The sequence below is a fragment of the Streptomyces sp. NPDC047982 genome, from assembly GCF_043204165.1.
Lineage (GTDB): Bacteria > Actinomycetota > Actinomycetes > Streptomycetales > Streptomycetaceae > Streptomyces.
Genome location: NZ_JBIDBS010000005.1, coordinates 264,020 through 289,440, shown reverse-complemented (window position 1 = coordinate 289,440; position 25,421 = coordinate 264,020). Strand labels below are relative to the sequence as shown.

The following is a 25,421-nucleotide window of genomic DNA, read 5'->3' as shown; positions in this document are numbered from 1 at the left end:
GGGAGCCGGCGGCGGGGAGCGTGTGGGGCGCATCCCGCGGCTCGGCTAGCCTGGGCGCACGATGAACCGTTTGACGACGTCAGGGGCCGGGTACGAGCTGGCCCGATTCCCCGAGGACCCGCGCGACCCGTTCCGCGCCTGGGACGCTGCCGACGCGTACCTGCTGCGGCGGCTGGAGGGGGCCGACGGGACGGAGCCGGTCGACCTGTCGGGCACCGTGGTCGTGGCGGGCGACCGCTGGGGCGCCCTGTGCACCGCCCTGGCGGCGCACCGCCCCGTGCAGATCACCGACTCCTGGCTGGCGCAGCGCGCGACCCGTGCCAACCTCGAACGCAACGGCATCGCCGGGGACGCCGTGCGCCTGCTGTCCACCAGGGACACGCCGCCCGACCGGGTCGACGTCCTGCTGGTGCGTGTCCCCAAGAGCCTCGCGCTCCTGGAGGACCAGTTGCACCGGCTCGCCCCGGCCGTCCACGCGGGCACCGTCGTCATCGGCACCGGCATGGTCAAGGAGATCCACACCTCCACGCTCGCGCTCTTCGAGCGGATCATCGGCCCGACCCGCACCTCCCTCGCGGTCCGCAAGGCCCGGCTCGTCTTCTGCGTGCCCGACCCGGCGAAGCCACGCCCGTCCAGCCCCTGGCCGCTGCGCTACGACCTGCCCGAGGACATCGGCCCGGCCTCCGGCAGGACGGTCACCAACCACGCCGGAGTCTTCTGCGCCGACCGCCTCGACATCGGCACCCGTTTCTTCCTCGGCCACCTCCCCGCGCGCAGCGGACCGGACCGGGTCGTCGACCTCGGCTGCGGCAACGGCGTCGTCGGGCTGTCCGCCGCGCTCGCCAACCCCGCGGCGAGGGTCACGTTCATCGACGAGTCCTACCAGGCGGTCGCCTCCGCCGAGGAGACCTTCCGGGCCAACGCGGGACCCGGTGCCGAGGCCGACTTCGTGGTCGGTGACGGACTCGCGGACGCAGCGCCCGGCAGCGTGGACCTGGTGCTCAACAACCCGCCGTTCCACTCACACCAGGCCACCACCGACGCGACGGCCCGCGCCATGTTCCGGGGGGCGCACGCCGCGCTGCGCCCGGGCGGCGAGCTGTGGGTCGTCGGCAACCGGCACCTCGGCCACCACATCCGGCTGCGCCGCCTCTTCGGCAACTGCACAACCGTCGCCGGCAACCCGAAGTTCGTCGTCCTGCGCGCCGTCAAGCGCTGACCGCCCGTCGGGTGCGCGCCGTCAGGCGTCGATCCCCGTCGGGCCCACCCCGGCCCTTCCGGATTCCTGCAACGCGTTCTACTGTGTGCGCCGCCGCACACGAGCGACGCGACCGCGAGACTCCTGGAGGGGCCGTGCACCTCGCATACACGCCTGAACAGCAGCAGTTGCGCGCCGAACTGCGCGCGTACTTCGCCGAGCTGGTCCCCGACGACGCCTCCGTGCGCCACACCGACCCCGTCGCGCAGAAGAGGTTCTACCGCGAAACAATCCGGCGTCTGGGCGCCGACGGCCGGCTGGGCGCCGGCTGGCCGGTGGAGTACGGCGGCAGCGGCCTGACCCCGGTGGAGCAGTTCGTCTTCTTCGACGAGGCCGCCCAGGCGGGCGTACCGCTGCCCCTGATGGCCCTCAACACCGTCGGTCCGACGATCATGGAGTTCGGCACGGACGAGCAGAAGCGCTTCTTCCTGCCGAAGATCCTCTCCGGCGAGATCGACTTCGCCATCGGCTACAGCGAACCCGACGCGGGCACCGACCTCGCCGCGCTCAGGACACGGGCCGTGCGCGACGGCGACACGTACGTGGTCGACGGGCAGAAGATCTGGACCACCAACGGCGACACCGCGGACTGGGTCTGGCTCGCCGTCCGCACCGACCCGGACGCGCCCCCGCACAAGGGCATCACCATGCTGCTCGTCCCCACGACCGACCCCGGATACTCCTGCACCCTGATCAACACCCTCGCCTCCCACGACACCACCGCGAGCTACTACGAGAACGTGCGCGTCCCGGTCTCCCACCGCGTCGGTGAGGAGAACAAGGGCTGGCGGCTGATCACCAATCAGCTCAACCACGAACGCGTCACGCTCGCCGCCCACGGCACCATGGCCGTCCGCGCCCTCCACGACGTCCAGCGCTGGGCCTCGGACACCCGGATCGCCGACGGCCGCCGCGTCATCGACCTCGGCTGGGTCCGCACCCTCCTCGCCCGCACGCACGCCAGGCTCGACGCCATGCGACTGCTCAACTGGCGGATGGTCTCCGCCGTCCAGGACGGAACCCTCACCCCGCAGGACGCCTCCGCCGTCAAGGTCTACGGCTCCGAGGCCCGCCGCGACGCCTACGCCTGGCTGATGGAGGTCGTCGGGTCGGCGGCTCCCCTCAAGGAGGGCTCGGCGGGCGCCGTGCTGCACGGCGAACTGGAACGCGGCTACCGGTCCGCCGTCATCTTCACCTTCGGTGGGGGCAACAACGAGATCCAGCGGGAGATCATCTCGTGGATCGGGCTGGGGATGCCGCGCGTGCGGCGGTGAGCCGTGACGAGGATTTTCAGTTGGAACAGATGAGGGATGGTTGGCATCGGGGAAGCCGCTTGCTCCAGTGGACATCGGAACCAAATCGCTGTGCATACCCAGGTGCTGACGTGTTTGTTCGGCCCTCCAGCCGTGGCGGTTTCGCCTCGTCGCCTTCGCTACGACGGCGGCTGGGGAGGCGGATGTCGGGCGAGTCTGGTCGCGGGCCGTCTCACCGTGGGGTATGCAGTCGCTCGGGCGCTGAAGCAGTCAGGTATGGCGAGCGGTTGGCGAGAATGCGGTCTCGGGAGCGGTGACCGCGGAGGAGGTCATGAGTTGGCCCGCCATCTCGGTGCGTCCCGACGTCACGCTGGCCCAGGCGGCCCGGATCATGGCGGTGAGGCAACGTCAAGCGCCTCCCCGGGGACGTCGAGCCCCATCCCAGCGGCGAGTTCGGCCCCCCTGGCCACACCCGAGGGCGCACAGTGACAGGACCGCCGAAGCGGGTGGGAGTCGCGCACCGGCCCATCCGCCTGCTCATGAAAGGTCTCAGGGACCTTCCCGGCGACATCGACCACGGCCGCCGGACCCGCCAGTTCCTGTGCCAGCCGCCAGAACAGATCGTCGAAGGAGATCACTCCGACGAGGCGCCCCTGCCCACCACGGGAAGGTGACGCCCCGGCACGCCGGCTACCGCGTGTTTGCCCCTGGCTTGCCGCATGCGCCCCAAAGGACCCCACCGGGGTGTCCGAGACGTGATCGGCATGCGTGGTGTCGGCGAATCAGGAGGCTGCGCAGACAGCCTCGACGAAGTGGCCCACCTGCTCCTCCGGCAAGTGGCGTGCGAGATCCGCCTCACTGATCATCCCTACGAGGCGGTGGTTCTCGATGACTGGCAGCCGCCGGATCCTGTGCTCCTCCATGGTCCGCAGGACCCCTTCGGCGTCTGCGTCTGCGTCGACCGTGATCGGCTTGCCCTGTTCGAGCCGGCCCGCGGTCACCGTCCCGGGGTCCTTGCCCTGGGCGAGACATTTCACCACGATGTCACGGTCGGTGATGATCCCGTGGAGGCGGTCGTCCTCCCCGCAGACCGGGAGGGCTCCGATGCCCAGCTCTTTCATCTTGCGCGCCGCGTCGGCCAGCGTCTCGTTCTCCCCGATGCAGGTCGCGCCGATGTGCATGATCTCCCGTGCAGTGGTCATGGCCTTCTCCCTAGAGAGTCCAGGATCCGGCACCGAGAGAGAGCTCTGAGTCCGGCCCACCCTCGGTCGCACGTACATGGCTCATTCTGGGCCTTTCCCATGCCGTATGCACGCCGAGCCCGAGCGGCCGCCAGGCTGCTTCTGCGGTGCCCGTCGGCGGACCGACGGGCACCGCTCGCGGGGGCGTCCAGCGGCCCCGCCCGCTCACGCCGACTCGCGCGGTCACGTTGAAGGTGTGCAGGTACCTGGCGATGTCCGCGTCGTCCATGCCGTCGCGGCGGATCAGTGGGACGAGCGCCGGGAGGTTCGTGGTGTCGGCCGGTCCGAAACAGTGCGGCTTCATCGATGTGCTCCTTTCCCTCGGCGGCCCTCGCTTCCGCGGCCGCGTTCACCGGGGAGGGCAGCCCCCTCCGGAGACGCGGTCGCCTGATTCCGGCGTGACGCGCACCATGGACAGTGACCTGAAAGCCCTGCTCCGCGGAGGTGAACCGCGATGACACTGCCTGCACGACACCGGCCCGGCAGTCTGCTCGAAAGGTCTTTTCCCGGTCTGGGATGGACCGAGCCGGTCGCCGCAGAGTTCGACGAGCTGTTCGAGCGGATGAACCAGTTGCTGGGCTCCGCCGCCTCCGCACCGGCCGGGCTCGCATGGTCCCCCGCAGCGGACGTACGGGACACCGATGACGCCTACGTCATCGAGGCGGAACTCCCGGGCGTCAGGCGGGACGACATCGACATCGAGGTCAGCGGCCGGGAACTGCGTATCACCGGAGACCTCAAGGAGCGTGAGCGGGAAGGGGTACTGCGGCGCAGCACCCGGCGGACCGGGCACTTCGAGTACCGTGCACACCTGCCGTCGGACGTCAGGCCGGACGACGTCAGCGCCGGTCTCGGCGACGGCGTGCTGACCGTCACCGTGCCCAAGGCACAGACCGTCAAGCCCCGGCACATCGAGATCACCGGCACCTGACCAGGGGCCGACGGTACCGACCGGGTGCCACGCGGCCGGAGCGCTGAGGGACCCATGTCGGTCAGGGCCCTCGGCGTCGTCGTTCCGTCTCCTGTTCCGACGAGGCGGGGCCTTCTCAACGTTCAAGACGCCCGGAAGGGCGTGGGATCAGTGATCACACGAGTGCGGATGCCGCACAGGCACCTGACGCCGCCCGCCAAACCCGGGCCGCCGCGTGAGCCGCCCACCCCCCGGCAACCGCAGCCGGTCGGCGGACGGTGGCTCTTCTGGTGGATCCTGATGACGCTCATCATCGTCCTGCTGCTCGCCCGCGCCCGCTCCGGACCACATCCGGCCTCACTGTCCTACAGCGACTTCGTCGGCAAGGTCGGCACCAGCCAGGTGCAGACGGTCGACGTCAACGACAAAGGCGCGATCAGCGGCACCCTGAAGAACGGAACGAAGTTCACCACCCAGATTCCCACCGCGCTGGACACCGGCGCCCAGCTCCAGCAACAGCTGACCTCACACCATGTGCAGATCAAAGCCAGTCAGGGCAGCAGCGGCGCCTCGGCGTGGTCGTCCGTGCTCTTCGCCTTCCTGCCGTTCCTCCTGCTGATCGGCCTCTTCGTGTGGATGGGACGCCGGGCCGCGGGGTCGGTGACCGGCGGGCTGAGCGCCATCGGACGCTCACGCGCGAAGATCATCGAGGCGGAACGGCCGACCACCGGCTTCAACGACATCGCCGGCTATGACGGGGTCAAGCAGGAGATCAGCGAGGTCGTCGACTTCCTGCGCAATCCCGCCCGGTACACCGCCGCAGGCGCCAAGGGGCCCCGTGGCGTGATCATGGCCGGACCGCCCGGTACGGGCAAGACGCTCTTCGCCCGGGCCGTCGCCGGCGAGGCCGACGTGCCGTTCCTGTCGGTGACGGGCTCCGCGTTCGTGGAGATGTTCGTCGGGGTCGGCGCCTCCCGGGTACGCGACCTGTTCGACGATGCCCGCAAACGTGCTCCATCGATCATCTTCATCGACGAGATCGACGCACTCGGATCGCGCCGCGGCGGTGGAACACGGCTGGGCGGCAACGACGAGCGCGAGCAGACCCTGAACCAACTGCTGTCCGAGATGGACGGCTTCGACCAATCCAGCGGCATCGTCGTCCTCGCCGCCACCAACCGCCCCGACGCCCTCGATCCCGCCCTGCTGCGCCCCGGACGATTCGACCGGCAGGTCGCCGTACCGCTGCCCAACAAGGCCGAACGGGCCGCGATTCTCTCCGTACACACCCGCGACAAGAACCTGGCTCCGGACGTCGACCTGGACGTCGTCGCCCGTGCCACGCCCGGATTCTCCGGGGCGGATCTCGCCAACCTGGTCAACGAGGGCGCCATCAATGCCGTACGGGACGACCGCACCCGCATCGAGCCGCACGACCTGGACGCCGCCCGCGATCGCGTCCTGCTCGGACGCCGGGAGTCCTCCAACGCGCTGCTGCCCGAGGAACGTCGCTCGGTAGCCGTCCACGAATCGGGCCACGCCCTGGTCGCGGCGTTGTGCGAACACGCCGACCCGGTGGCGAAGGTCACCATCCTCCCGGCCGGCGTCACTCTCGGTGTCACCGAACAACTCCCGGAAGCCGAACGCCGCTTGTACGGCGAGAGCTACCTGAACGACCTTCTGGCGGTGCGCCTGGGCGGGCGCGCGGCCGAACTCGTCGTCTTCGGCGAAGGGTCGACGGGAGCTGCCAACGACCTGGCCGGAGCCACCCAGATCGCCACCCGCATGGTCCGCGAGTTCGGCCTCTCCCCGGAACTCGGACCGATCGGCTACGCCTTCTCCCACCAGCCTTTCCTTGACGAGACGACCGAGGAATCCGGCAGGTCAGCGTACTCGGAGCAGACCCAACGCATCGTTGACCAGGAGGTCGCCCGGCTGCTGCGCCAGGCCGAAGAGCGCGCGCTCACGCTGCTGCGCGGCCACCGGCCCGCCCTGGAACGCCTGGCCGGAGAACTGGTCATCCACGAGACCGTCGACGGTTCCGTCGTCCTCGACGTCCTGCGCCAGTGAGGCGACCAGGCGGACGACGTCCTGTCCGCTCGGCTCGGCGGACAACATGGGCGCACCGAGCCTGCGGCAGGCGCAGGCGAGGCGACGCCGAGACGGTTGGACGTCCTGGAAGAGCTTGCTGGCCCACCAGGACAAGGGGCCGCGGCCCTGGCACCACGTAGGCGCACTCGTACCGAGTTTCTTGCTGAAGCAGAGCACGAAGCGGGCCTTCGGCAGGTAACCGGGCTCGACTGTGCGGGACGTCGGCGACGCCCGCGGCCGACCTTGCTGCTGATCACGGCCTCACCCACGAGGGGCAGGGGCAGAAGGAGCGGTGTCCGGGGCCCGAATCCAAGGCGGAGGAGGGAGCGAGGGCGAATGGAGCCTCCCCTGCTCGATCGAGCGAAGCCGAGGGCTCGGGGAACGTCGCGACTGACGACGACGCGGGAGGCGGAGGTCAAAGGCGCTGCGACGCCGCTGCCGATCGTGGGAGAGGCCGTTAACGTGGAGATGTGGCCGGCCCCGTACGCGTGGGGGCAGGACGGAGGCACCGTGGGCGACAACGGGACGGAACACCGCGGTGGGGGGCGCCGGCGGCTGAGCACGCTGCCGGAGGACCTCCAGGGCCGCCTCGACGCCGTGGAACGCGGCCCCGTCGAGGCGGCCCTGCTGCTGGAGGCCGTCATGTCGGTCGGGCGGGAGCTCGACCTGTCGCAGGTGCTGCGCCGCATCGTCGAGGCCGCCGTCGTCGTGGTCGACGCCGAGTACGGGGCCCTGGGCGTGGTCGGTGAGGGAACCCGGCTCACCCAGTTCCTGACCGTGGGCGTCATGGACGAGGAGCGCGAGGCCATCGGGCCGCTGCCCGAGGGGCACGGCATCCTCGGCGAGCTGATCCGCCACCCCCGGCCGTTGCGGCTCGCGGAACTCTCCGGGCATCCCGCGTCCTACGGATTCCCGCCGAACCACCCCCCGATGCGCTCGTTCCTGGGGGTTCCCGTCAAGATCCGCGACGAGGTGTTCGGCAATCTGTACCTCACCGAGAAGCGCGGTGGCCGGGAGTTCGACGCCGAGGACGAGACCGTTCTGTCGACGCTCGCGGTGGCGGCGGGGGTCGCCATCGAGAACGCGCGCGAATACGCGCGGACGCGCGACCGCCAGCGCTGGCAGGAAGCGGGCAACGAGATCGTCGCGGGTCTGCTGGGCGGCGCCGACGACGCGGACGTCCGGCGCATGATCGTCGACCGCTCCTCGCGCATCCTCGCCGCGGACCTCGGGGTCCTGGCGCTTCCCTCCGGGGGACACACCGTCCGGGTGGCCCTGGCGTCGGGCAGGGACGCCGAGCGGTACCGCGGCCTGACCCTGCCGTGCGAGGGATCGTTCGCCGGGGCCGCGCTCGACGCCGGCGAGCCGATCACCACCGCCGACGTCGCGCACGACCCGAGGGCCACCAGCGGCGCCCTGCGACGCACCGGGCTCGGGCCCGCGGTCGCCGTTCCCATGGCCACGGGCAAGCGGACCTGCGGGGTGCTGCTGCTGGCCCGCGCACGCGGCAGCCCCGCCTTCACGGAGACGGAGACCGCGCCCCTGCTGGCCTTCGCCGGACAGGCGGCCCTGGCCATGGAGCTCACCGAGCGGCGCGAGTCCGCCGAGCAGATCGCCCTGCTGGAGGAACGCGACCGCATCGCGCGGGATCTGCACGACCTTGCCATTCAACGGCTGTTCGCCACCGGCATGACCCTGCAGAGCGTGGTACGCCTCGTGGAACAGCCGCAGGCGAGCGAACGGCTGCTGCGCGCGGTGGACGACCTGGACGAGACCATCAAGATCATCCGATCGACCATCTTCGGCCTCCGCGTGCGTGGCCCCGGCCGGACCGGCCAGGGGCTGCGGGTCAGGACGGCGAGGGCGGTCGAGCAGGCCGCGCGGGCCCTCGGGTTCCAGCCGTCCCTGCGCATGGCCGGGCTCCTCGACACGGACGTGCCGGCCGACGTCGCCGAGCAGGTGGTCGCGGTTCTCGGCGAGGCCCTGACCAATGTGGCGCGCCATGCGCGGGCGACGGCGGTGGACGTCTCGCTGACGGTGGGACAGGGGCGGCTGACGCTCGACGTGTCCGACGACGGGATCGGCATGACCGAGCACGACGACGGGATCGGCATGACCGAGCACGGGGTGTCCCGGAGCGGGCTCGACAACCTCGCACGGCGTGCGGAGAAACTCGGCGGCGAGATGGATGTGGGACCTGCGGGGAGGGGCGGCACCCGGCTGAGCTGGCGGGTACCGCTGCGACCGCCCTGACGCCCGGGACCGTCCCGGGGACGTCGTCCCGGTGTGGCGGCCCAGGAGCGTTCCGGGGCACGGGCCAGGTCATCGGCGGCGGTGACCGGTACCGCCGGCGGACGGGGCGGACTGCGCGGTGTGCGCCGCGAGCACGGCCGCCTGGATGCGCCGCTCGACGCCGAGCTTGGCCAGGAGACGTGAGATGTGGTTCTTGACCGTTTTCTCGGACAGATAGAGGCGCTTGCCGATCTGGCTGTTGGTCAGTCCGTCACCGATCAGGGCGAGGACGTCCTTCTCACGCGGCGACAGCCCCGACAGCGCGTCGTCCTGCGCGGATTCGGCACCGAACTCCTCCTCGCGCAGGCTGTTCATCAGCCGGGCCGTGGTCGCCGGATCGAGGGTGGAGCGCCCGGAGGCCAGGGTGCGGACGGCGGCGACGAGGTCGGACCCCTTGATCTCCTTGAGCACGTAACCGGCCGCACCGGCCATGATCGCGTCGAGCAGCGCTTCGTCGTCGTCGAACGAGGTGAGCATCAGACAGGCCAGTTCCGGCATCCGGGAGCGCAGTTCACGGCAGACCGTGATGCCGTCGCCGTCCGGAAGCCGCACGTCGAGAATCGCGACATCGGGGCGGAGCGCCGGTCCCCGGGCCAGCGCTTGATCGGCGGTGCCGGCGTCGCCGACGACTTCGATGTCCGGCTCCGCGTCCAGCAGATCCTGCACCCCGCGTCTGACGACCTCGTGGTCGTCGAGCAGGAACACACGGATCGGTTCGCGTGCCGGGAAGCCGGGCTCCGCGCTCATGGCGCCCTCCTCGTTGTCGCCGAACGACGCGGACCCGCTGCCCGAGGGCGTGCGGACCCGTTTCCCCTCATCGTGGTCCGCGCCGGGAGCGGCACACCAGGGCCGAACGGGTCCTGCGGCGACCGGACGGCGGAGCCCGCTTCCACGGTGGTCGAGCAGGCTTCCTCCGCGCGGCGGGGCTCAGGGCCGTGCACCGTGCGGGGTCCGTCCGTCCGGCCGGTGGCCCCCGCCCGGGGCGGCGTGGCTCCCACGGACAAGGATGCGGCGCCCGGTGACGCGCGTGGGGGTGATCGTCAGCCACACGTCCCGCGGGCCGCCGGCCCAGGGCGTGGTGTAGGCGTGTTCGTCCAGCCGCCGGGCGGCCCCCGGATCGTCGACGGCCGTCGCCGTGCCGACGACGAGGACGCTCCATCCCTGGCTCAGGGCTTCGTCGATGTGGTCCACCTCGAAGGCGACCGTCCGGCCCGCGACGGTGGAGAGGAACGAGTCGCGGGCGCTCCGGTAGGCGATGTGTTCACCGTCCACGACGTAGTTGACCGGGAGGATGGTCGGTCCGTCGTCCGTCATCGCACCGATACGGCCCACACCGTGCGTGGACAGCAGCAGATGACACTCCCGGGGATCGAGCTCGAGCAGCTGTGTGTGATACCCGGCGCGGCCCAGGCCGGGGGGCAGGTCCGCGGTGCACCCGGTCAACTCGGCCACCGTGCTCTCCAGCGCCTCGGCCAGCCGCAGCAGGAACCCGATGCCGGGTGTCGCCTGGTGCTCCTCGACGTACTGGAGGTAGCCGGGTGCGGCACCGGCCCGCTCCGCGACCTGCTCCCGGCTGAGCCCGAGCTGTTCGCGCCGCATCGCCACCCGGCGGCCCAGCTCTCCCGAAGGGGCCCGTTCCGGGCAACTGCCCGACGGATGACTCTCTGCGCGCATCATGTCGTACACGTCCTTCGTGGATCCGTTCCGGCCGTCAGGGCTCCGGCTCCCGGCCCGCGTGGAGGTCCGGTCCGCCGACGGCCCGCGCCGTGCCCCGCCTTCTTCCGCCGTTCCACGTGCCTTCGTCGTCGGCTCCATGGTGCGCCTCCATGGAGCGCGGCGCATGGGCCGACCGGCCTGCTCTCGCGCCCAACCGGCCCGTGCCGCGAACCCCGGGGGACGCGCAGGATGACCGTACGGGCCCATGACGCCTGCGTTCGGGCCGCGGAACCGGCCGGGGCCGCGAACCGGGCCGAGGCCGCGGAAATCGCGAGGAAGACGCACAGAAGACGCAAGGCAGGCGCGAGGCAGGCGCGAGGAAGACACGAGGAAGACACGAGGAGAGAGCATGGGGAGCACCCCGCAGGAGGTGATCATGACGGGGCCGGTCGTGGTCGGCACCGACGGCTCCGGTCACGCGCTGCGGGCCGTGCGATGGGCGGCGGGCGAGGCTGCCGCCCGGGGAACGGCGCTGCACATCGTGCACGCCCTCGGGGCCGGTCAGGGAAGTCCGTACCTCTGCGAGGAGGACCGCCGACGGATCGTGCGCTTCGGGAACTCGGTGCTGGACGAGGCCGCCGGGCTCGCCCGTCGGCAGGCCCCCGCCGTCCCGGTGACCACGACCTTGTGCGGGAACTGGACGACGCCCTGCCTGCTCGGCGAGGCGGATCCCGACGCCACGGTCGTCGTCGGCTCGCGCGGGCGTGGGGGATTCGCGCCGCTGCTGGTCGGGTCGGACTCGCTCGATCTGGTTGCCCACGCGTCGGTTCCGGTCGTCGTCGTGCCCGGTGAGTCCGGTGAGGAACGCGAACGGGCGGGCGTCGTCCTGGCGGCGGCGCGGGACGAACGCGACGGGACGACCCTGCACTGCGCCGCCCGGCTGGCCGGCCGGGACGGCGCCGTGCTGCGGGTGGTGAGCGCCTGGTCCTTCTTCGAGAACGTCGGCAGCACGGCGACCGCGTTCGAGGGCGCGGAACGGCTCGCGCAGGAGCGGACGCGAGCCACGGCACGGATCGTCGAGCCCGTGCGCGCCCAGTTCCCGGACCTGTCGGTGACCGAACGGGTCGTCCGCGCCGGATCCGTCTCCGAGGCGCTGGTGCGGGCGACCACCGACGCGGACGTGATCGTCATGGGGGCGCGGCGGCGTTCCCACCGCATCGGGTCACCGCTCGGGCACGTGACACACGCCGTTGTGCACCACACGCACTGCCCGGTCCTCCTCGTCCCGCACTCCTGAAGGCGCGTCGCTCCCGCAGCGGCGTCCGGTGCGGGACGGCTCAGACGCGTGCCGCGCCTTCGATCCGGCAGTCCACGTCGACCACGCCTTCCACGGACTGCGCGAGGCGGGCCGCGACGGGGATGAGTGAGCTGTCGTGGAGGTGACCGGACAGGGTGACCACGCCCTGGGCGACGGCGATCTCCACCGACCGTTCCCCGGCGGGGAGCAGTCGGTCGACGACCTCGCGGTGCACGTCGGCGGCGAGTGCGCCGTCGGCCCGGAGGAAGACTTTGAGGAGGTCGGCGCGGCTGACCACGCCCTTGAGACCGCCGAAGTCGTCCACGACCGGAAGGCGTTTGACACGCTGCTCGGCCATGAGGCGGGCGGCCTGCGGAAGCGATGCGTCGGGCCGGACCGTGACCGCCGGGCTCGACATCAGATCCCCGGCCCTGACCGAACCCGCCTTGGCGGTGTCGCCGAGACGCCTCATCTGCTCGATCATGCCGATCGGGTGCGCTCGGAACTCCTCCTTCGCCAGCAGGTCGGCTTCGGAGACGACGCCGACGACACGGGATTCGTCGTCGACGACCGGTACGGCGGTGATCTTCCACCGCTCCATGGTCGTGACGATCTCCTTGAATTCCGTGTCGGGCGCGACCGTGACGACGGCCCTCGTCATCACGTCGTCGACGGTGTACCGGGCAGAGCTCATGGCATTCCTCGGTGGACGGGCAGGACGGGCAGGACGGGCTGGACAGGCGGGGCGGGCGGACGACGGGGACCGGCGACCGACACCGGAGAACCGGCCCGGACAGGTCCGGACGGTGCGCCGGTCCCGGTCGCCGCTCGTCAGCCGGGAGGCAACGCCCTCACCCTCATGTCCCCGGTGCCACGGGGACCAGGGGCCGACAGGCCCGGGCGAGGGCCGACCGGCCCAAGCGCGGAGGCCGTGTGCCGGGTCAGCCTGGGAGCGAGGGGCGGCGCACGACGACAGGCCCACGCACGCGGCAGGCCCACGCACGCGGCAGGCCCACGCGCGCGACGGCGCCGGGGACACGACACGGCACGCCGGGGACACGACACGGCGGGCGGGGACACGACTCGGGGCACGGGGGACGGGGGACGGGGACACGACTCGGACACGGGGGACGGGGACACGGCTCGGGAAAGCACTCGGGAAGGACGCCGTCGTGAAGGCACTCGTTTTCCAGGGCCCGGGACGGACCACGTGGCAGGACGTCCCGGACCCGGCTGTCATCGACGCCGCCGACGCCGTCGTCCGCGTGGACGTCGTGACGATCTGCGGCACCGACCTCCACATCGTCAAGGGCGACGTGCTCGACGTGCCGCCCGGACTGATTCTGGGCCACGAGGCCGTCGGCACCGTGGTCGAGACCGGATCGGACGTCCGTACCGTGCGCCCCGGCGACCGCGTCCTGGTCTCCTGCGTCTCCCCGTGCGGCCGGTGCCGCTTCTGCCGCGAGAGCCGTTACGGCCAGTGCCAGGGGGGAGGAGGCTGGGTGCTGGGCCACACCATCGACGGCACCCAGGCCGAATACGTACGGGTGCCCTTCGCCGACCTGTCCGTGCACCCTTTGCCGGCGTCCGTCGACGACGGTGACGGGGTGCTGCTGGCCGACATCCTCCCGACGGCCTACGAGGTCGGTGTGCTGAACGGCGGAGTGCGTCCGGGCGACACCGTCGTCGTGGTCGGCGCCGGACCCGTCGGACTGGCCGCCGTCGTCTGCGCGGGCCTCTACAGCCCCGGGCGCGTCGTCGCCGTCGACCTCGCGGAGTCCCGGCTGGCCGCCGCGCGCTCCCTGGGCGCCGACGCGACGGTGAACGCGGCCGAGGAACCGGAACGGCTCGTCGAGGACCTCACCGACGGGCTCGGCGCCGATGTCGTCATGGAGGCCGTCGGCGTGCCCGAGACCTTCGAGATGTGCACCCGCATGGTGCGGCCCGGAGGCCGTGTCGCGAACGTGGGGGTGCACGGCGGCCCTGCGACGCTGCACCTCGAAGACCTGTGGATCAAGGACATCACCCTCACCACCGGGCTGGTCGACACGTACTCGACACCCATGCTGCTGCGCATGACGGCCGTGGGACGGCTCTCCGCGTCGACCCTGATCACCCACCGCTTCGAACTGGGACAGATGGAGGAGGCGTACGACGTGTTCGCACGGGCCGGGGATACGGGGGCCCTCAAAGTGGTGCTGGGCGGGACCCAGCACGACGAGATCGTGGCCCCGGGCCGGCCATGAGTCCGCGTCCGGCGATCGCGCGCGCTCGGGCACGGGCTGGACCTGGGACTTCAGCGGTCACGACGCCGAGCGCGAACGCGAGGCAGAGGCCCTGTGCACGCCCGGCGACGGCGGGTTCGCCCAGCCGGGCTCCGCCCCGATCGCCCGCCGGACCTGTCCACTGCCCGGGGATGCACGTCGCAGGACGTCACGACCGCTCACCTCCGTCATCGACGGCGAACAGGTCGCGACGAGCACGGGCGACATGGTCGACCTGCCCGACGGGTCGCCACCGGGACATCCGGATACGGCTCCTTCCTGGGCGGCCGGGCATCCGCGTCCCCCGGTCAGGGCTCGCGCAGCCGCTGCCGTCCGACACCTTGCGCGCCCTCGCCGTCCTCCGCGACCACGGCCTGCTCCACTCGCAACCGGACGGACTGCAGCCGGGCATCACACGCCACCACATCGCCGACCCGCTCCTCGCCTTCGAGCACGCCGTGGCGCGCCCGCGCAGAGCCGCCCTCGAACAGAGCGATGCCGAGACCGTGTGGGAGGAGGCACGGACCGACTTCGACACCCTGGTCGCCGGACGCCGGTTCGCCCAGGTCTGCCGGGACTGGGCGGCCGGCTACGCCGACTGGTCCGCCCTCGGGGCCGACCACGTCACCGTGTCGCACGGCTCCCTCAGCGACCCCTCGGCGACCACCGGGCTCGACGCCGAGGTCGTGGTCCGCCGCAGGGACGGCCTCCTGAGCGGCCCCCTCGTCTCCCTGGGGCTCGCGCGCTGGAACACCGGCATGGACATCCGCCATCTGCAGCACCTGCGCCGCATCCTGGACCGCCTCGAACCCCTCGGCGACACCGGCCGTGTCCGCCCGGCGCTCTACGGCGCATCCGGATTCAGCCCCGAACTGCACGCCGCCCACGCCCGCGGCGAGGTCATGCTCGTCGACCTCGAACGTCTCTACTGGGGCGTCTGAACCGGCCTGCCGGGGGCGGTCGACCGACCGTCGTCGGCGCCGGTGACGGGAGCGGGCGCCAGGCCCGGCGGGGTCCGGGACGTGCCGCCCGGCGCGCCCCACCTCGCCCAGGGCTCCGGGCTCGTCCGGGCGGTCCCCGGCCATGGGCCGACCGGCCCCTGCGCGCTGTGGCCCACTCGGCACTGCGATGTCCCCGCCGGGGGAGCGATCGTGGAAGTCGGACGCATGTCCCGGACCGCCGCGGAGCGGCGGGAAGTCCGGCGCGCCGCACCCCGCCCAGGGCTCTGGGCCCTGTCCGGGCGGTCCCCGACTCCTGGCGAGCGATTCCGGCTCCCGAAGAGGTGAGAACCATGTGGCGCACACGGATCCGGGTCCGGCCGAGGAAGCCCCGCAGACCCCTCCAGCCGGACCTGCGCACGCCTTCCGGCCGCCGCATGCCCTACTGAGGGCCAACACCGACCGCGACCGGCCGGGGCGCGGGGTGCGACGGCGACAGGGCCGCGCGCACCGCACCCGTCGTGCACGGGCATGCGCGTGCGGACTCGCGCCGCACGGGGGCTCATGCGTGGGCGACGACGGCGACCGGGGCGGCGGAGTGGTGGAGCATCGCGTGGGCCACCGGACCGATGTGTCCGCCGATCCGGGACCGGCGGACACGGCGGCCGACGACCACGAGATCCGCCGCGGCTCCCGCTTCCAGCAACTGTTCGGCGGGGCGTCCGATCCCGGACCGCGCGTCGAGGGCGACCGTCGGACACCTGTCGTGCCAGGGCTTCAGCATGTCGTCCAGCTCGGTCCTCATGGCCTCGGCCATCCGCGCGTTGCGCTCCGGGCTGTAGGCGGCTCCGTACCCCGCCAGCGGGGGCGGCGTCCAGCTGTGCACCGCGACGAGCGTGCAACGCCGCCGTGCGGCCTCCTCGAACGCGAAGGAGAGCAGGGCGTCGCACGGACGACCGGTGTCGACGCCCACGACCACGTCGCCCGCGACGTGACCTTCCCCCGCGCGCGGCACCGCGTCCCGCGTGGCACGTACCAGGACGACCGGTCGCTCCACGGCGTGGACGACCGCCATGCCGACGGAACCGAGGACGACACCTGCGAGGGTGCCCAGTCCCCGGGAGCCGAGAACCAGCATGCCCGCGTCCGTCGCGGCGGCGGCCAGTGCCGCCGCCGGGCGGCCGCCGAGCGATTCGTAGCCGATCTCCAGCCGCGGGTGTTCCTCCAGCAGTTCCTCGCGGGCCCCGCGCAGGAGTTCGTCGGCGTCCCCGTTCTCGGGGCGCGGACCGGATCCGGCCACGGGGACGTCGAGGACCGTGAACGACTCCTCGACGTGGACGAGATGCAGGGGCACGCCGTGCAGGAGCGCTTCCCGCGCGGCCCAACGGGACGCCGCGACGCTCTCCGCGGTTCCGTCGAAGCCGACGACGATGCGTGGGTTCATGATGACCTCCCCGGGCCGGGCAGCACCGGCCGTGGTCGAGGAATCCGTGCCCGTCCGGTGCGTTCTTTGTGGTGCGGACCGTCACCGCGGCGCCGCCACGACATCGGCGGCGGTGAGGCGGGACCCTGCGGAACGGCTGCCGTCGGATCACCGGGCACCGGACCGGCGGAGGCGACGCGACCGGCGGGCCGGCGGGCCGGCGGCGTGCGGGGCCCGGTCCGTCGTCGTTCCCCGACGCCCCGGCGCCCGTCGGCCCAGCGGGTCGCCCCCGGACACGACGCCGGTCACACGGTCCTCGGTGTCGAGGACGGGCGGTGCGCTGATGTCGTGCTGTGCGAGGAGCCTCGAGACCTCCGGGAAGGAGGTGGCGGAAACGACCGAGGCGAGCGCGTCGGTCATCACGTCGGCCGCTCCGATGCGTTTCACGGCAGCCCCTTCCGCCGCCTCGCGCAGACCCCTGCCGAGACCCGCACGGACGAAACGGCACGGATCTTCCACGAGCCACGATCCGCCCGGCCGCGCCCGGAGGAGAAGGGCCGAACGGGGAGCGGCCGGGGCCGGTCGGCCCGGCTCGGGCGCTCGGACGGGGGCAGGATGGGACGCGGACAGGGGCCATCGGCCCCCGGGCGGCCCTGACAGGCCCTGCGCGCGGCGCCTGGGCTACGGGCGTGCGAGCCGACCCACCGACGCAACTCGGTCAGGAGGAACCATGGAAGGCAGCATCGGCCGCCCGGAACTGGGCTCCGTCGTGGTCGGCGTCGACGGCTCCGAGCCGGCCCGCCGCGCAGTGCTCTGGGCGGCGGACGAGGCGGCACGCCGGGGCACCCTGCTCCACATCGTCCACGGCGCGGACACGGACACACGGAGTCTCTACCTCTCGGCGGACAGCATCGAGGGCGTGCGCAACGCGGGTTACGAACTGCTGCGGGGCACCGCGGCCGTCGTCGCGGAACGGTTCCCCGGCCTGCGCGTCACGGCGGAGTTCAGCCGCAGCGCACCCGTGCCCAGCCTGCAACGGACCGCGGGTCTTCGGGGCACCGTCGTGGTCGGCAGCCGAGGGCTGGGCGGGTTCGCGTACCTCATGCTCGGATCCGTCGGGCTGAGGACCGTCGCGGCGGCCACGACCCCCGTCGTCGTGGTCAGGGGCGGGGACGACGAAGCGGTGACCGGTGTCGTCCTGGCCGCCGTCCGCGACGAGAACGACACCGAATGCGCCCGGTACGCGGCGTGCGAGGCCGAGATCCGCGGGGCGACGCTGCGACTGCTCCACGTATGGAACGTGTTCGAGTCCGCCGGGGCCGCCGCGCCCATGCTCGACGGCGTCGACACCGTCGTCGGCGAACACGCCCGCCGTCTGACCGCCCTGACCGACCGGATCCACGACGAGTTCCCGGGACTGACCGTGCGGGCGGACGCCGAGAAGAGCCTGTCCGTGGCCGCGGCCCTGGTGGAGGCGTCGCGCCATGCGGACCTGCTGGTGATGGGCGGACGGCGGTCACCCGGGTACATCGGCCCCACCCTCGGCCGCGCCACGCACAGCCTGGTGCACCACGCGCACTGCCCCGTGCAGCTCATTCCGCGGCGCCGGACCGGGCAGAAGAGCGAGGCATGACGGACGCCGGAGACCGACGGACGGGCTCCGGACACCGCGGGCGGACCTTGGGCGGGGACCCCGGACACCGGCGGACGGGCTCCGGACACCGGACGCCGGTCCCCGGACACCTGCAGAGCGTCATCGGCACCGAACCGTCCGAGGGCCGACATCCGCCCTCGGCCCGGACGGCGGACGAGACGGACCGGCGCGGACCGGTCTTTGGCCCGTGGCATCCGCCGCGTCGTACGTCCGCGTGCTGCGTTCCGTCCCGGAGACCGAGCCTCTGGGCCCGTCCAGGTGCCTCCTCGAGGACGCGGCTCTCCTGAGCGGGTTCCTGGGGCCGCGCCGACCACACCCGCCGCCGGACGATCGCCCGGAACCCGGTGCGCCGGGAGCCCGGGCGAACCGGGGGCTCAGGTGAACTCCACGCGCACGTCCACGACGCCCTCGACGGCACGGACGGCCCGGACCAGCAGCGGCAGCAGGGCACGGTTGCGGAGCGGCCCCCGAAGGGTCACGACCCCGTCCAGCACGTCGAAGTCCACACGGTCCGGGACGGGCAGCCCGGCGAACACGGCGGACCGGATCTCCTCGCCCAGTTCCTCGTCCGGGCGCAGGAACACCTTCAGCAGGTCGCTGCGGCTCACGACGCCCTCCAGCATGCCGAGACGGTTCACGACGGGCAGGCGTTTGACCTGCCTGCGCGCCATGATCCGGGCGGCCTCGGCGAGCGTGGCGTCCGGGTGGACGGTGACGGCCGGGCTCGACATCAGTTCCTCGGCCAGCACCGCGTCGGCCTTGGACGCCTCCTCGACCCCACGGCCCGGCGCCGGACCGTCCGCGCGGAACTCCTCCTTGGGCAGCAGGTCCGCCTCGGAGACGACACCGACGACCCGGCCCTCGCCCTCGAGCACCGGCACCGCGCTGACCTTCCACGCGTACATCAGCTCGACGATCTCCTTGTACGAGGCGTCGCGGCCGATGGCCACGGCCGTATGGGTCATCACATCGCTGACGGTGTATCGGGATGCGGCCATGGGGTGCTCCGTAAGTTGGTTGGCCGGCACGCCCCCGCGACTCCTCAGAGCGAGCCGCCGCCGTGCGGGGCGTAGAGGTCGAGCAGACGGATCCGCGCGGCCTGCAGCCGGTGGGCGAGAACCTGCCCGACCCAGTGGCCGACGGCGGAACCGAAGGCGGGGTCCGCGTCCATCATCATCCGTATGGTCGCGGCCTCGAACTCGTGGGTGCGGACCGGGGTCATCGTCTCCGCTCCGAGGTGCCACAGGTAGGGCTCGAAGAGCCAGGACCAGCCCACCAGCTCACCAGGGCCCAGGTTCTCGATCGAGGCCGAGCGACCGCCCGGGACGCGGAAGTCCAGCGTGACGGTGCCCGAGCGCAGGATCCAGAAGCGGTCCGCGTAGTCCCCCTCGTCGAAGAGGCGGACGCCCTCGTCGAAGTTGACCTCCCGGCCGACGCGCAGCAACCGGGTGCGGAACTGGGCGGGCAGAGCGGTGACACGGGTCGGAGAAGTGCTCATCGACAGCCTCCTGGTGGTGGGTCCGGAGTCAGCATCGCCGGGCGACCGGTTCATGGACATGGGCCGACCGGCCCCTCCCGACGGGCGGGGCGGCTCCCCGTGCCGGGCCGTGCGGCCGGGTGGACGGACCGGTGGCCGTCCCCCGTGAAACGCGCCTCGGTGTACCGGCGGACGTCCGCCGTGAGCGACACGAGACGCGGGGAGAGCTCCGCCCTCGGCGCGACCGGTGCCCGTACGGCGCGGGCCCGGGGCGGCAGCGCCGCGAGATCGGCGGTGAACCGCTTTTGGGCCTCGGCCGACCCCGTGCGGGGCGAGGCCCGGCGTCCCTCCCGCATGACCGCCTCCAGCAGCGGGACCGCGCCGGGCGGCGGCCGCTCGTCGGCGAGGGCGATGAGATCCGCCTGCCCCGGCCGCCGGAACACCTGCTTGCGGCCCGGCGCCGTCACCTTGGCCGACGACAGCTTCATCACCGGGCGGCCGTCGTACTCGACCAGCTTGTACGCGGAATCCAGGTACGGCGCGTCCGCGCAGACGCCGACCCGGGTGCCGACCGCGAACGTGTCGACGGGCGCCCCCGCACGGACCAGGTCGTCCACCGCGAACTCGTCGAGCCCCCCGCTGGCCACGATCCGGGTCTCCCGCAGCCCGGCGGCGTCGAGCACGGCCCGGGCCTGCACGGCCAGGGCCCCGAGGTCCCCGCTGTCGAGGCGGACGGCACACCCGGGGCCCAGCCCCAGCTCGCGCAGCACCCTCGCCGCCGTCTCCACACCCGCCACGGTGTCGTACGTGTCCACGAGAAGGGTCACCGGGCCGGGACGGGACCGGGCGAAGGCGCGGAACGCGTCCTCCTCGGTGCCGAACGCCTCCACGTACGAGTGGGCCATCGTGCCGACCGCGGCCAGGCCCTCGGCATGGGCGGCGGCCACATTGCTGGTCCCGGCGAAACCGACCATGGCCCCGAGCCGGGCGGCCTGGTGCCCGGCCTCGATGCCGTGCGTGCGGCGCAGGGAGAAGTCCACGACCGGGTGCCCGTCGGCCGCCAGCACGCACCGGGCGCACTTGGAGGCCACAGCGGTCTGGTGGCTCACCTGGTTGAGCACGTACGTCTCCACGAGCTGGGCCTGCGGAAGAGGGGCGGTGACCTCCAGCAGCGGCTCACCGGCCAGGACGACGCGCCCCTCGGGCACCGCCCGGACCTCGCCCTCGAACTCGAGGTCGAGCAGCGGTGCCAGGTCCTCGCGCCGCTGCCCCGTCACGGAGGCGAACACGGCCACGTCGTCCGCGTCCACCCGGTAGTCGGCGAGGTAGGCGAGCACCGGTTCCAGGCCCGCGCAGACCAGGAAGCCCCGGTCCGGCGGCAGCTCGCGGACGAACAGACTGAACGTGGCGGGCCCGGTCATGCCCTCGCGCAGATACGACTGGGCCATGGTGACCTCGTAGAGGTCGGTGCTCGTGGCCTTCGACATCGACGGCACCCTCCTCCCGCCGCGCCGTCCTCCCGGACCGCCGGCCGCACCGCGCGGTTCCGCCCGCCTTCCTCCACTATCGGCCCCCCTCACCTTGCGGGCCAGCCGGAGGCGTCGCGGGGCCGACGGGGCCGGGGGCGGCCGCCCGTCCGGAGCACGGACAAGGGCCGGACGGTCCTCACGAAGGGACCGCTCCGGTGCCACCGTGGAAAGCGGGGGAATTCCTGACCGGCGCAGTGGAAGGCGGTGGGGACGATGACGAAGCCGTCCGTCGTCGCGGGTGTGGACGGATCGGACACGGCTCTGCGAGCGGTCACCTGGGCCGCCGACGAGGCGGCCGTCCACGGGCTGCCCCTGCGGGTGGTGTACGTGTCCGGGCGCGCGGGCGACGGGAGCGCGGCCCGTGCCGCCCGACGCTCCTCACAACGGGCACGTGCCGAGAACATCGTGGAGACGGCCGCCGAGCGGGCCCGCCGTCACCGTCCGCAGGCCGAGGTCTCGGCCGAGGTGCTGCCCGGAGACCCGGCGTCCGTCCTGCTGCGCGAGGGGCGCGACGCCGGGATGCTGATCGTCGGCGAGCGGGGCACCGGCGCGGTCGCCGGGCTCCTGCTCGGCTCGGTCAGCTCGGCCGTGACCGCGTCGGCCCCGTGCCCCGTCGTCGTCGTGCGCGGCGACGAGGCGGGTGTCGAGGCCGCGCACGGGCGGATCCTGCTGGGCGTCGCGGAACCGGAGGAAGGGCCCGCCGTGCGGTTCGCCTTCTACGAGACGGCGGTGCGGGACTGCGTCCTGGACGCCGTGCACGCCTGGCGGTGCCCACCCGGCGACCGCGCCGACCATCCCCGTGCCGCCGGTGAGCCGCACCTCTACTGCAAGGAACGCGCGGCGACGGTGATCGACCACGCGGTCGCCCGGTGCGTACGAGACCACCCGGCGGTCCGGCTGCGCTCGGCCGTCGTCGAGGGAACGCCCGCCGAGGTGCTGGTCCGCCGCTCGGCCGCCGCGGACCTGATCGTCGTCGGAACCCACCGCCGCCGCACCCGTCTCGGCTCCCCGCTCGGCCGGGTGACACGCTCCCTGCTCCACCGCGCCGACTGCCCCGTGGCCGTCATCCCGCCGGAGGCACGGCGGGCCGGGAACCCGTCTCACCCGCCCAGTTCGGCCGCGTGGTCGGGGACGAACGTCTGAAGCTCCCTCGGCGGACGCCGGTATCCGGTGGCCGGCGGGCGTGGGGGCAGTTCGACCACCGGTGGTGCGAGGTCCTCGTACGGCACCGTCGACAGCAGATGCGCGATCATGTTGATCCGTGCCCGGCGCTTGTCGTCGCTGTCGACCACGTACCAGGGCGCGTCGGGAGTGTCCGTACGGGCGAACATGTCGTCCTTGGCCCGTGAATACGCTTCCCAGCGGTTGATCGACTCCAGGTCCAGCGAGGAGAGCTTCCAGCGGCGGGTGGGATCCCGCAGCCGTCGCCGGAACCGCTGCTCCTGCACCGCGTCACTCACCGAGAACCAGTACTTGCGCAACAGGATGCCGTCCTCGACCAGCATCCGTTCGAAGACCGGGCACTGGCGGAGGAAACGCCGATGCTCCTCCGGAGTACAGAACCCCATGACGTGCTCGACGCCCGCGCGGTTGTACCAGCTCCGGTCGAACAGGACGACTTCCCCCGCGGCGGGAAGGTGCTCGACGTAGCGCTGGAAGTACCACTGGCCGCGCTCGCGCTCGGTGGGGCGGGGCAGTGCGACGATGCGCGCCACGCGCGGATTGAGGTATTGGGTGACGCGCTTGATCGTGCTGCCCTTGCCCGCCGCGTCACGTCCCTCGAACACCACGACGAGCCGTGCGCCTTCGGACCGCACCCACTCCTGGAGCTTCACCAGCTCCGTCTGGAGCCGGTACAGCTCCCGCTCGTACAGCGGGCGGGCCAGTCTTCCGGATCCACTCGAGCCCTTCTCGTCCGACATGCGGCGACGTTACGAAGATGACCGTGCCCGAAGTCAAGCGTCAGCGCCGCACGACGACCGACGACGACCCGCCGGGGCGAGCCGGACCGGACAGGTGTGTACTGGTACCGCGTACCCGACTCGAACCGCGTACTCGAACCGCCACGCACGGCGTGCCGCCGCACCAGGAGGAACGCACCGCGCCGTAGGGCCCGCGGGCCGTTCCCGGGCCGCACCGGCCCCGAGGAGTGGCCCGGTCGGCCGGGCCGCGCGAGCCGGGGTTCCTGATCCGCTCGACACAGGACCACTTCCGGGCGTGGACGACCACTCCCGGACCGTCGGTCGTCACATCCCGAAGGGGAAGTCGCATGGAGCACCGAACGGTTGCAGAGCTCATGACCCGGGACGTCGTCCGGGCGCGGCGTGACCTGCCGTTCAAGGAGATCGTCGAACTGCTGGCCGAGAACGACGTCACCGCGGTGCCCGTGGTGGACGAGCTGGACCGGCCCATGGGGGTGGTGTCCGAGGCCGATCTGCTGCGCAAGTGCTCCGACCGGGACGACCCGTCCGGCCTGACACCGATCCCGCGCATCGAGGCGTGGGAGCGGGCCAAGGCGGAGGGAGCCAGGGCGGAGGAACTGATGTCGGCCCCCGCGGTGTGCGCGCGTCCGGAGTGGACCGTCGTCGAGGCGGCCCGTCTCATGGAGGTGCAGGACGTGAAGCGGCTGCCCGTCGTCGACGAGACGGACAAACTGCTGGGCATCATCAGCCGCAGGGACCTGCTGCGGGTCTTCCTGCGCCGCGACGAGGCCATCCGCGAGGAGATCGACCGCGACGTGCTGCGGGGGACGATGGGCCTCGATCCCGCTGCGGTGACCATCGAGGTCCGGCAGGGGCAGGTGGTCCTCACCGGATCCGTCGAGTCCAAGGGCCTCGTCCCCGTCATCGAGCGGCTGTGCCGGAGCGTCGACGGTGTGGTGTCCGTGACGGCGCACCTGACGCCCCGGGCGGACGACGAGACCCGCGGTGCCTCCGGCGGGACGTGAGACCGCCGCGTCCGCGCCGAGGACCGCGACGTCCGCGCCGAGGACCGCGACGTCCGCGCCGATGGGCTCCGTATGCGCCCTCGGCGCATCTGCGGTACTTCTCGAAAGGAGCGCGACCCGCGCTCGCCGCCTCCCCGCGGATGCTCCCGAAGCCGCAGCCGCGTCGCCGTCCGGGCGCAGGCCCCAACCCCGGGCGCCGCCCCGTGACGGGACACGGCGGTGACAGGCAGGCGGTACGGGAAGGCGGCACACGCACACCGTCGTTCCCCGCTTCTCGCGAGACGGAGGCAAGTCGTCATGGATCCAGTCGTCACCGTCGGCCTCGACGGGTCGCCGGAGAGCCTGGCCGCCGCCCGCTGGGCCGCGGACGAGGCCGAGCGGCGCAGACTCACCCTGCGCCTGCTGCACGCGTGGCCCCTGCTGGTGCCGGAACCGGCCCGCGTACCGGCCGAGATGGACCAGAACTACTGGGCGCGGCGGATCGTGCAACACACGAAGGCGGAGATCCAGGCCCGCCACCCGGGCCTCTCCGTCGTCGGCAGCCTGGTCGCCGACGACGCCGAGGACGCGCTGCTGCGCGCGGCGGCGGAGTCCGAGATGGTCGTGCTCGGTTCACGGGGCCTGGTGCCCGTCGAGAGCTACTTCCTCGGCGACATCAGCATGCCCGTCGTGGCACGTGCCGAGCGGCCCGTGGTCCTGGTGCGCGCGGGCACGGACGAGGACGGCCCGCCGCCCCGGCGGGCCGCGGCGGGCGGCGTGGTGGTGGCGCTCGACCCGCAAGGGCCCTGCGACGAACTGCTCGCATTCGCCTTCGAGTCCGCCGCCGCGCGCGGCAGCCCCCTGCGGGCCGTCCACGGCCGGAGCCTGCCGGTGGACGCGTACGTGCCCTGGGGCGTGGACCACGGTGTGACGGACGCGATCGCCCGGGACGCGCGCAAGCTCCTCGGCCAGACCCTCCGCCCCTGGCGCGACCGGTTCCCGAGGGTGGAGGTCATCGACAGCGCCGTGCTCGCCAGCCCCGCCAAAGCCGTCGTACGGGCTTGCGAGGGCGCCGACCTGCTGGTCGTCGGCAGGCGCAGGCACCACCGTCCCCTGGCGCCGCACCTGGGACCCGTGGCCCAGGCCGCCATCCACCACGCGCGCTGCCCCGTCGCCGTCGTACCGCACGACTGACGCGAGGGCCGGACGGGC

23 protein-coding genes and 1 pseudogene are annotated in these 25,421 nt (G+C 72.6%); 13 read left to right on the top strand and 11 right to left on the bottom strand.

Features of this window, described 5'->3' with window-relative positions:
* Positions 1 to 61 precede the first annotated feature (61 nt).
* The 3 genes from ACGF2V_RS08645 to ACGF2V_RS08635 all read left to right on the top strand — a co-directional run bounded on the left by ACGF2V_RS08645 (position 62) and on the right by ACGF2V_RS08635 (position 3,185).
* Entirely contained in the window at positions 62 to 1,219 is a 1,158-nt protein-coding gene (locus ACGF2V_RS08645; protein ID WP_362622436.1) for a methyltransferase, read from the top strand.
* A gap of 134 nt (positions 1,220 to 1,353) precedes the next feature.
* Positions 1,354 to 2,532 (top strand): acyl-CoA dehydrogenase family protein, encoded by a 1,179-nt coding sequence (locus tag ACGF2V_RS08640; RefSeq protein WP_362704768.1) that lies wholly within the window; start codon positions 1,354 to 1,356, stop codon positions 2,530 to 2,532.
* A 518-nt stretch (positions 2,533 to 3,050) separates the two neighbouring features.
* Positions 3,051 to 3,185 carry a hypothetical protein gene (locus tag ACGF2V_RS08635; RefSeq protein WP_362704766.1) on the top strand — a complete coding sequence of 45 codons (135 nt, stop codon included), beginning with the start codon at positions 3,051 to 3,053 and terminating at the stop codon, positions 3,183 to 3,185.
* A gap of 108 nt (positions 3,186 to 3,293) precedes the next feature.
* On the opposite strand, the gene ACGF2V_RS08630 is transcribed toward ACGF2V_RS08635, so the two are convergent.
* Entirely contained in the window at positions 3,294 to 3,713 is a 420-nt protein-coding gene (locus ACGF2V_RS08630; RefSeq protein WP_362704763.1) for a CBS domain-containing protein, read from the bottom strand.
* A 217-nt stretch (positions 3,714 to 3,930) separates the two neighbouring features.
* A pseudogene (locus ACGF2V_RS08625) lies at positions 3,931 to 4,044 on the bottom strand (oxidoreductase); the annotation flags it as partial.
* Positions 4,045 to 4,206: 162 nt separating this feature from the next.
* Here ACGF2V_RS08625 and ACGF2V_RS08620 point away from each other — a divergent pair.
* From ACGF2V_RS08620 to ACGF2V_RS08610, 3 genes are all read left to right on the top strand, one after another.
* A complete protein-coding gene (locus ACGF2V_RS08620) occupies positions 4,207 to 4,683 on the top strand; it encodes an Hsp20/alpha crystallin family protein (protein ID WP_362622445.1) in 477 nt (158 codons plus the stop codon).
* Between the two features lie 168 nt (positions 4,684 to 4,851).
* Positions 4,852 to 6,732: an ATP-dependent zinc metalloprotease FtsH gene (gene ftsH, locus ACGF2V_RS08615; protein ID WP_362704760.1), complete on the top strand. Its 1,881-nt coding sequence runs from the start codon at positions 4,852 to 4,854 to the stop codon at positions 6,730 to 6,732.
* Positions 6,733 to 7,221: 489 nt separating this feature from the next.
* Entirely contained in the window at positions 7,222 to 9,006 is a 1,785-nt protein-coding gene (locus tag ACGF2V_RS08610; RefSeq protein ID WP_362704900.1) for a GAF domain-containing protein, read from the top strand.
* 69 nt (positions 9,007 to 9,075) lie between these two features.
* Here ACGF2V_RS08610 and ACGF2V_RS08605 read toward each other — a convergent pair whose 3' ends face one another.
* Complete coding sequence (locus tag ACGF2V_RS08605; RefSeq protein WP_362704758.1) at positions 9,076 to 9,792, bottom strand: response regulator transcription factor; 717 nt, start codon at positions 9,790 to 9,792, stop codon at positions 9,076 to 9,078.
* A gap of 180 nt (positions 9,793 to 9,972) precedes the next feature.
* The gene (locus tag ACGF2V_RS08600) at positions 9,973 to 10,722 is read right to left on the bottom strand and encodes a pyridoxamine 5'-phosphate oxidase family protein (RefSeq protein ID WP_362622454.1); all 750 of its coding nucleotides are present in this window, start codon (positions 10,720 to 10,722) and stop codon (positions 9,973 to 9,975) included.
* A gap of 388 nt (positions 10,723 to 11,110) precedes the next feature.
* Between ACGF2V_RS08600 and ACGF2V_RS08595 the strand changes: the two genes are divergently transcribed.
* A complete protein-coding gene (locus ACGF2V_RS08595; RefSeq protein ID WP_362622457.1) occupies positions 11,111 to 11,998 on the top strand; it encodes a universal stress protein in 888 nt (295 codons plus the stop codon).
* A 40-nt stretch (positions 11,999 to 12,038) separates the two neighbouring features.
* Here the strand turns inward: ACGF2V_RS08595 and ACGF2V_RS08590 are convergent, their stop codons facing one another.
* Positions 12,039 to 12,692 (bottom strand): CBS domain-containing protein, encoded by a 654-nt coding sequence (locus ACGF2V_RS08590; protein WP_362622460.1) that lies wholly within the window; start codon positions 12,690 to 12,692, stop codon positions 12,039 to 12,041.
* 478 nt (positions 12,693 to 13,170) lie between these two features.
* Here ACGF2V_RS08590 and ACGF2V_RS08585 point away from each other — a divergent pair, with 478 nt between their 5' ends.
* Together ACGF2V_RS08585 and ACGF2V_RS08580 are read left to right on the top strand one after the other, a co-directional pair.
* A complete protein-coding gene (locus ACGF2V_RS08585; RefSeq protein ID WP_362622463.1) occupies positions 13,171 to 14,244 on the top strand; it encodes an alcohol dehydrogenase catalytic domain-containing protein in 1,074 nt (357 codons plus the stop codon).
* A gap of 359 nt (positions 14,245 to 14,603) precedes the next feature.
* Positions 14,604 to 15,203 carry a hypothetical protein gene (locus ACGF2V_RS08580; RefSeq protein ID WP_362704755.1) on the top strand — a complete coding sequence of 200 codons (600 nt, stop codon included), beginning with the start codon at positions 14,604 to 14,606 and terminating at the stop codon, positions 15,201 to 15,203.
* A gap of 559 nt (positions 15,204 to 15,762) precedes the next feature.
* Here ACGF2V_RS08580 and ACGF2V_RS08575 read toward each other — a convergent pair.
* Complete coding sequence (locus ACGF2V_RS08575; protein ID WP_362704751.1) at positions 15,763 to 16,644, bottom strand: universal stress protein; 882 nt, start codon at positions 16,642 to 16,644, stop codon at positions 15,763 to 15,765.
* A gap of 147 nt (positions 16,645 to 16,791) precedes the next feature.
* Positions 16,792 to 17,070, bottom strand: a complete 279-nt coding sequence (locus ACGF2V_RS08570) for a CBS domain-containing protein (protein ID WP_362704749.1) — start codon at positions 17,068 to 17,070, stop codon at positions 16,792 to 16,794.
* 283 nt (positions 17,071 to 17,353) lie between these two features.
* Between ACGF2V_RS08570 and ACGF2V_RS08565 the strand changes: the two genes are divergently transcribed.
* A complete protein-coding gene (locus ACGF2V_RS08565; RefSeq protein ID WP_362704747.1) occupies positions 17,354 to 18,256 on the top strand; it encodes a universal stress protein in 903 nt (300 codons plus the stop codon).
* 395 nt (positions 18,257 to 18,651) lie between these two features.
* On the opposite strand, the gene ACGF2V_RS08560 is transcribed toward ACGF2V_RS08565, so the two are convergent.
* The 3 genes from ACGF2V_RS08560 to ACGF2V_RS08550 are packed head-to-tail and all read right to left on the bottom strand — an operon-like array spanning position 18,652 to position 21,241.
* On the bottom strand, positions 18,652 to 19,275 hold the full coding sequence (locus tag ACGF2V_RS08560; protein WP_362704745.1) for a CBS domain-containing protein: 624 nt from the start codon (positions 19,273 to 19,275) through the stop codon (positions 18,652 to 18,654).
* Positions 19,276 to 19,319: 44 nt separating this feature from the next.
* Positions 19,320 to 19,775 (bottom strand): cyclic nucleotide-binding domain-containing protein, encoded by a 456-nt coding sequence (locus ACGF2V_RS08555; protein WP_362622477.1) that lies wholly within the window; start codon positions 19,773 to 19,775, stop codon positions 19,320 to 19,322.
* A gap of 50 nt (positions 19,776 to 19,825) precedes the next feature.
* The gene (locus tag ACGF2V_RS08550) at positions 19,826 to 21,241 is read right to left on the bottom strand and encodes a nicotinate phosphoribosyltransferase (protein WP_362704742.1); all 1,416 of its coding nucleotides are present in this window, start codon (positions 21,239 to 21,241) and stop codon (positions 19,826 to 19,828) included.
* Between the two features lie 255 nt (positions 21,242 to 21,496).
* On the opposite strand from ACGF2V_RS08550, the gene ACGF2V_RS08545 reads away from it, so the two are divergent.
* The gene (locus ACGF2V_RS08545; RefSeq protein WP_362622482.1) at positions 21,497 to 22,426 is read left to right on the top strand and encodes a universal stress protein; all 930 of its coding nucleotides are present in this window, start codon (positions 21,497 to 21,499) and stop codon (positions 22,424 to 22,426) included.
* Here ACGF2V_RS08545 and ppk2 read toward each other — a convergent pair.
* A complete protein-coding gene (gene ppk2 / locus ACGF2V_RS08540) occupies positions 22,384 to 23,205 on the bottom strand; it encodes a polyphosphate kinase 2 (RefSeq protein ID WP_362622485.1) in 822 nt (273 codons plus the stop codon). The two genes, ACGF2V_RS08545 and ppk2, sit on opposite strands and share 43 nt — an antisense overlap.
* A 347-nt stretch (positions 23,206 to 23,552) precedes the next feature.
* Between ppk2 and ACGF2V_RS08535 the strand changes: the two genes are divergently transcribed.
* Positions 23,553 to 24,230, top strand: a complete 678-nt coding sequence (locus ACGF2V_RS08535) for a CBS domain-containing protein (RefSeq protein ID WP_362622488.1) — start codon at positions 23,553 to 23,555, stop codon at positions 24,228 to 24,230.
* Positions 24,231 to 24,527: 297 nt separating this feature from the next.
* Complete coding sequence (locus ACGF2V_RS08530; RefSeq protein WP_362622491.1) at positions 24,528 to 25,403, top strand: universal stress protein; 876 nt, start codon at positions 24,528 to 24,530, stop codon at positions 25,401 to 25,403.
* Positions 25,404 to 25,421: the final 18 nt, after the last annotated feature.

What these genes read in the sequence shown, in the direction of transcription:
- ACGF2V_RS08645 (WP_362622436.1), top strand. Translation starts at nt 62, where the DNA reads ATGAACCGTTTGACGACGTCAGGGGCCGGGTACGAGCTGGCCCGATTC.
- ACGF2V_RS08635 (WP_362704766.1), top strand. Translation starts at nt 3,051, where the DNA reads ATGAAAGGTCTCAGGGACCTTCCCGGCGACATCGACCACGGCCGCCGG.
- ACGF2V_RS08630 (WP_362704763.1), bottom strand. Translation starts at nt 3,713, where the DNA reads ATGACCACTGCACGGGAGATCATGCACATCGGCGCGACCTGCATCGGG.
- ACGF2V_RS08620 (WP_362622445.1), top strand. Translation starts at nt 4,207, where the DNA reads ATGACACTGCCTGCACGACACCGGCCCGGCAGTCTGCTCGAAAGGTCT.
- ftsH (WP_362704760.1), top strand. Translation starts at nt 4,852, where the DNA reads ATGCCGCACAGGCACCTGACGCCGCCCGCCAAACCCGGGCCGCCGCGT.
- ACGF2V_RS08610 (WP_362704900.1), top strand. Translation starts at nt 7,222, where the DNA reads ATGTGGCCGGCCCCGTACGCGTGGGGGCAGGACGGAGGCACCGTGGGC.
- ACGF2V_RS08605 (WP_362704758.1), bottom strand. Translation starts at nt 9,792, where the DNA reads ATGAGCGCGGAGCCCGGCTTCCCGGCACGCGAACCGATCCGTGTGTTC.
- ACGF2V_RS08600 (WP_362622454.1), bottom strand. Translation starts at nt 10,722, where the DNA reads ATGATGCGCGCAGAGAGTCATCCGTCGGGCAGTTGCCCGGAACGGGCC.
- ACGF2V_RS08595 (WP_362622457.1), top strand. Translation starts at nt 11,111, where the DNA reads ATGGGGAGCACCCCGCAGGAGGTGATCATGACGGGGCCGGTCGTGGTC.
- ACGF2V_RS08590 (WP_362622460.1), bottom strand. Translation starts at nt 12,692, where the DNA reads ATGAGCTCTGCCCGGTACACCGTCGACGACGTGATGACGAGGGCCGTC.
- ACGF2V_RS08575 (WP_362704751.1), bottom strand. Translation starts at nt 16,644, where the DNA reads ATGAACCCACGCATCGTCGTCGGCTTCGACGGAACCGCGGAGAGCGTC.
- ACGF2V_RS08565 (WP_362704747.1), top strand. Translation starts at nt 17,354, where the DNA reads ATGGAAGGCAGCATCGGCCGCCCGGAACTGGGCTCCGTCGTGGTCGGC.
- ACGF2V_RS08560 (WP_362704745.1), bottom strand. Translation starts at nt 19,275, where the DNA reads ATGGCCGCATCCCGATACACCGTCAGCGATGTGATGACCCATACGGCC.
- ACGF2V_RS08555 (WP_362622477.1), bottom strand. Translation starts at nt 19,775, where the DNA reads ATGAGCACTTCTCCGACCCGTGTCACCGCTCTGCCCGCCCAGTTCCGC.
- ACGF2V_RS08550 (WP_362704742.1), bottom strand. Translation starts at nt 21,241, where the DNA reads ATGTCGAAGGCCACGAGCACCGACCTCTACGAGGTCACCATGGCCCAG.
- ACGF2V_RS08545 (WP_362622482.1), top strand. Translation starts at nt 21,497, where the DNA reads ATGACGAAGCCGTCCGTCGTCGCGGGTGTGGACGGATCGGACACGGCT.
- ppk2 (WP_362622485.1), bottom strand. Translation starts at nt 23,205, where the DNA reads ATGTCGGACGAGAAGGGCTCGAGTGGATCCGGAAGACTGGCCCGCCCG.
- ACGF2V_RS08535 (WP_362622488.1), top strand. Translation starts at nt 23,553, where the DNA reads ATGGAGCACCGAACGGTTGCAGAGCTCATGACCCGGGACGTCGTCCGG.
- ACGF2V_RS08530 (WP_362622491.1), top strand. Translation starts at nt 24,528, where the DNA reads ATGGATCCAGTCGTCACCGTCGGCCTCGACGGGTCGCCGGAGAGCCTG.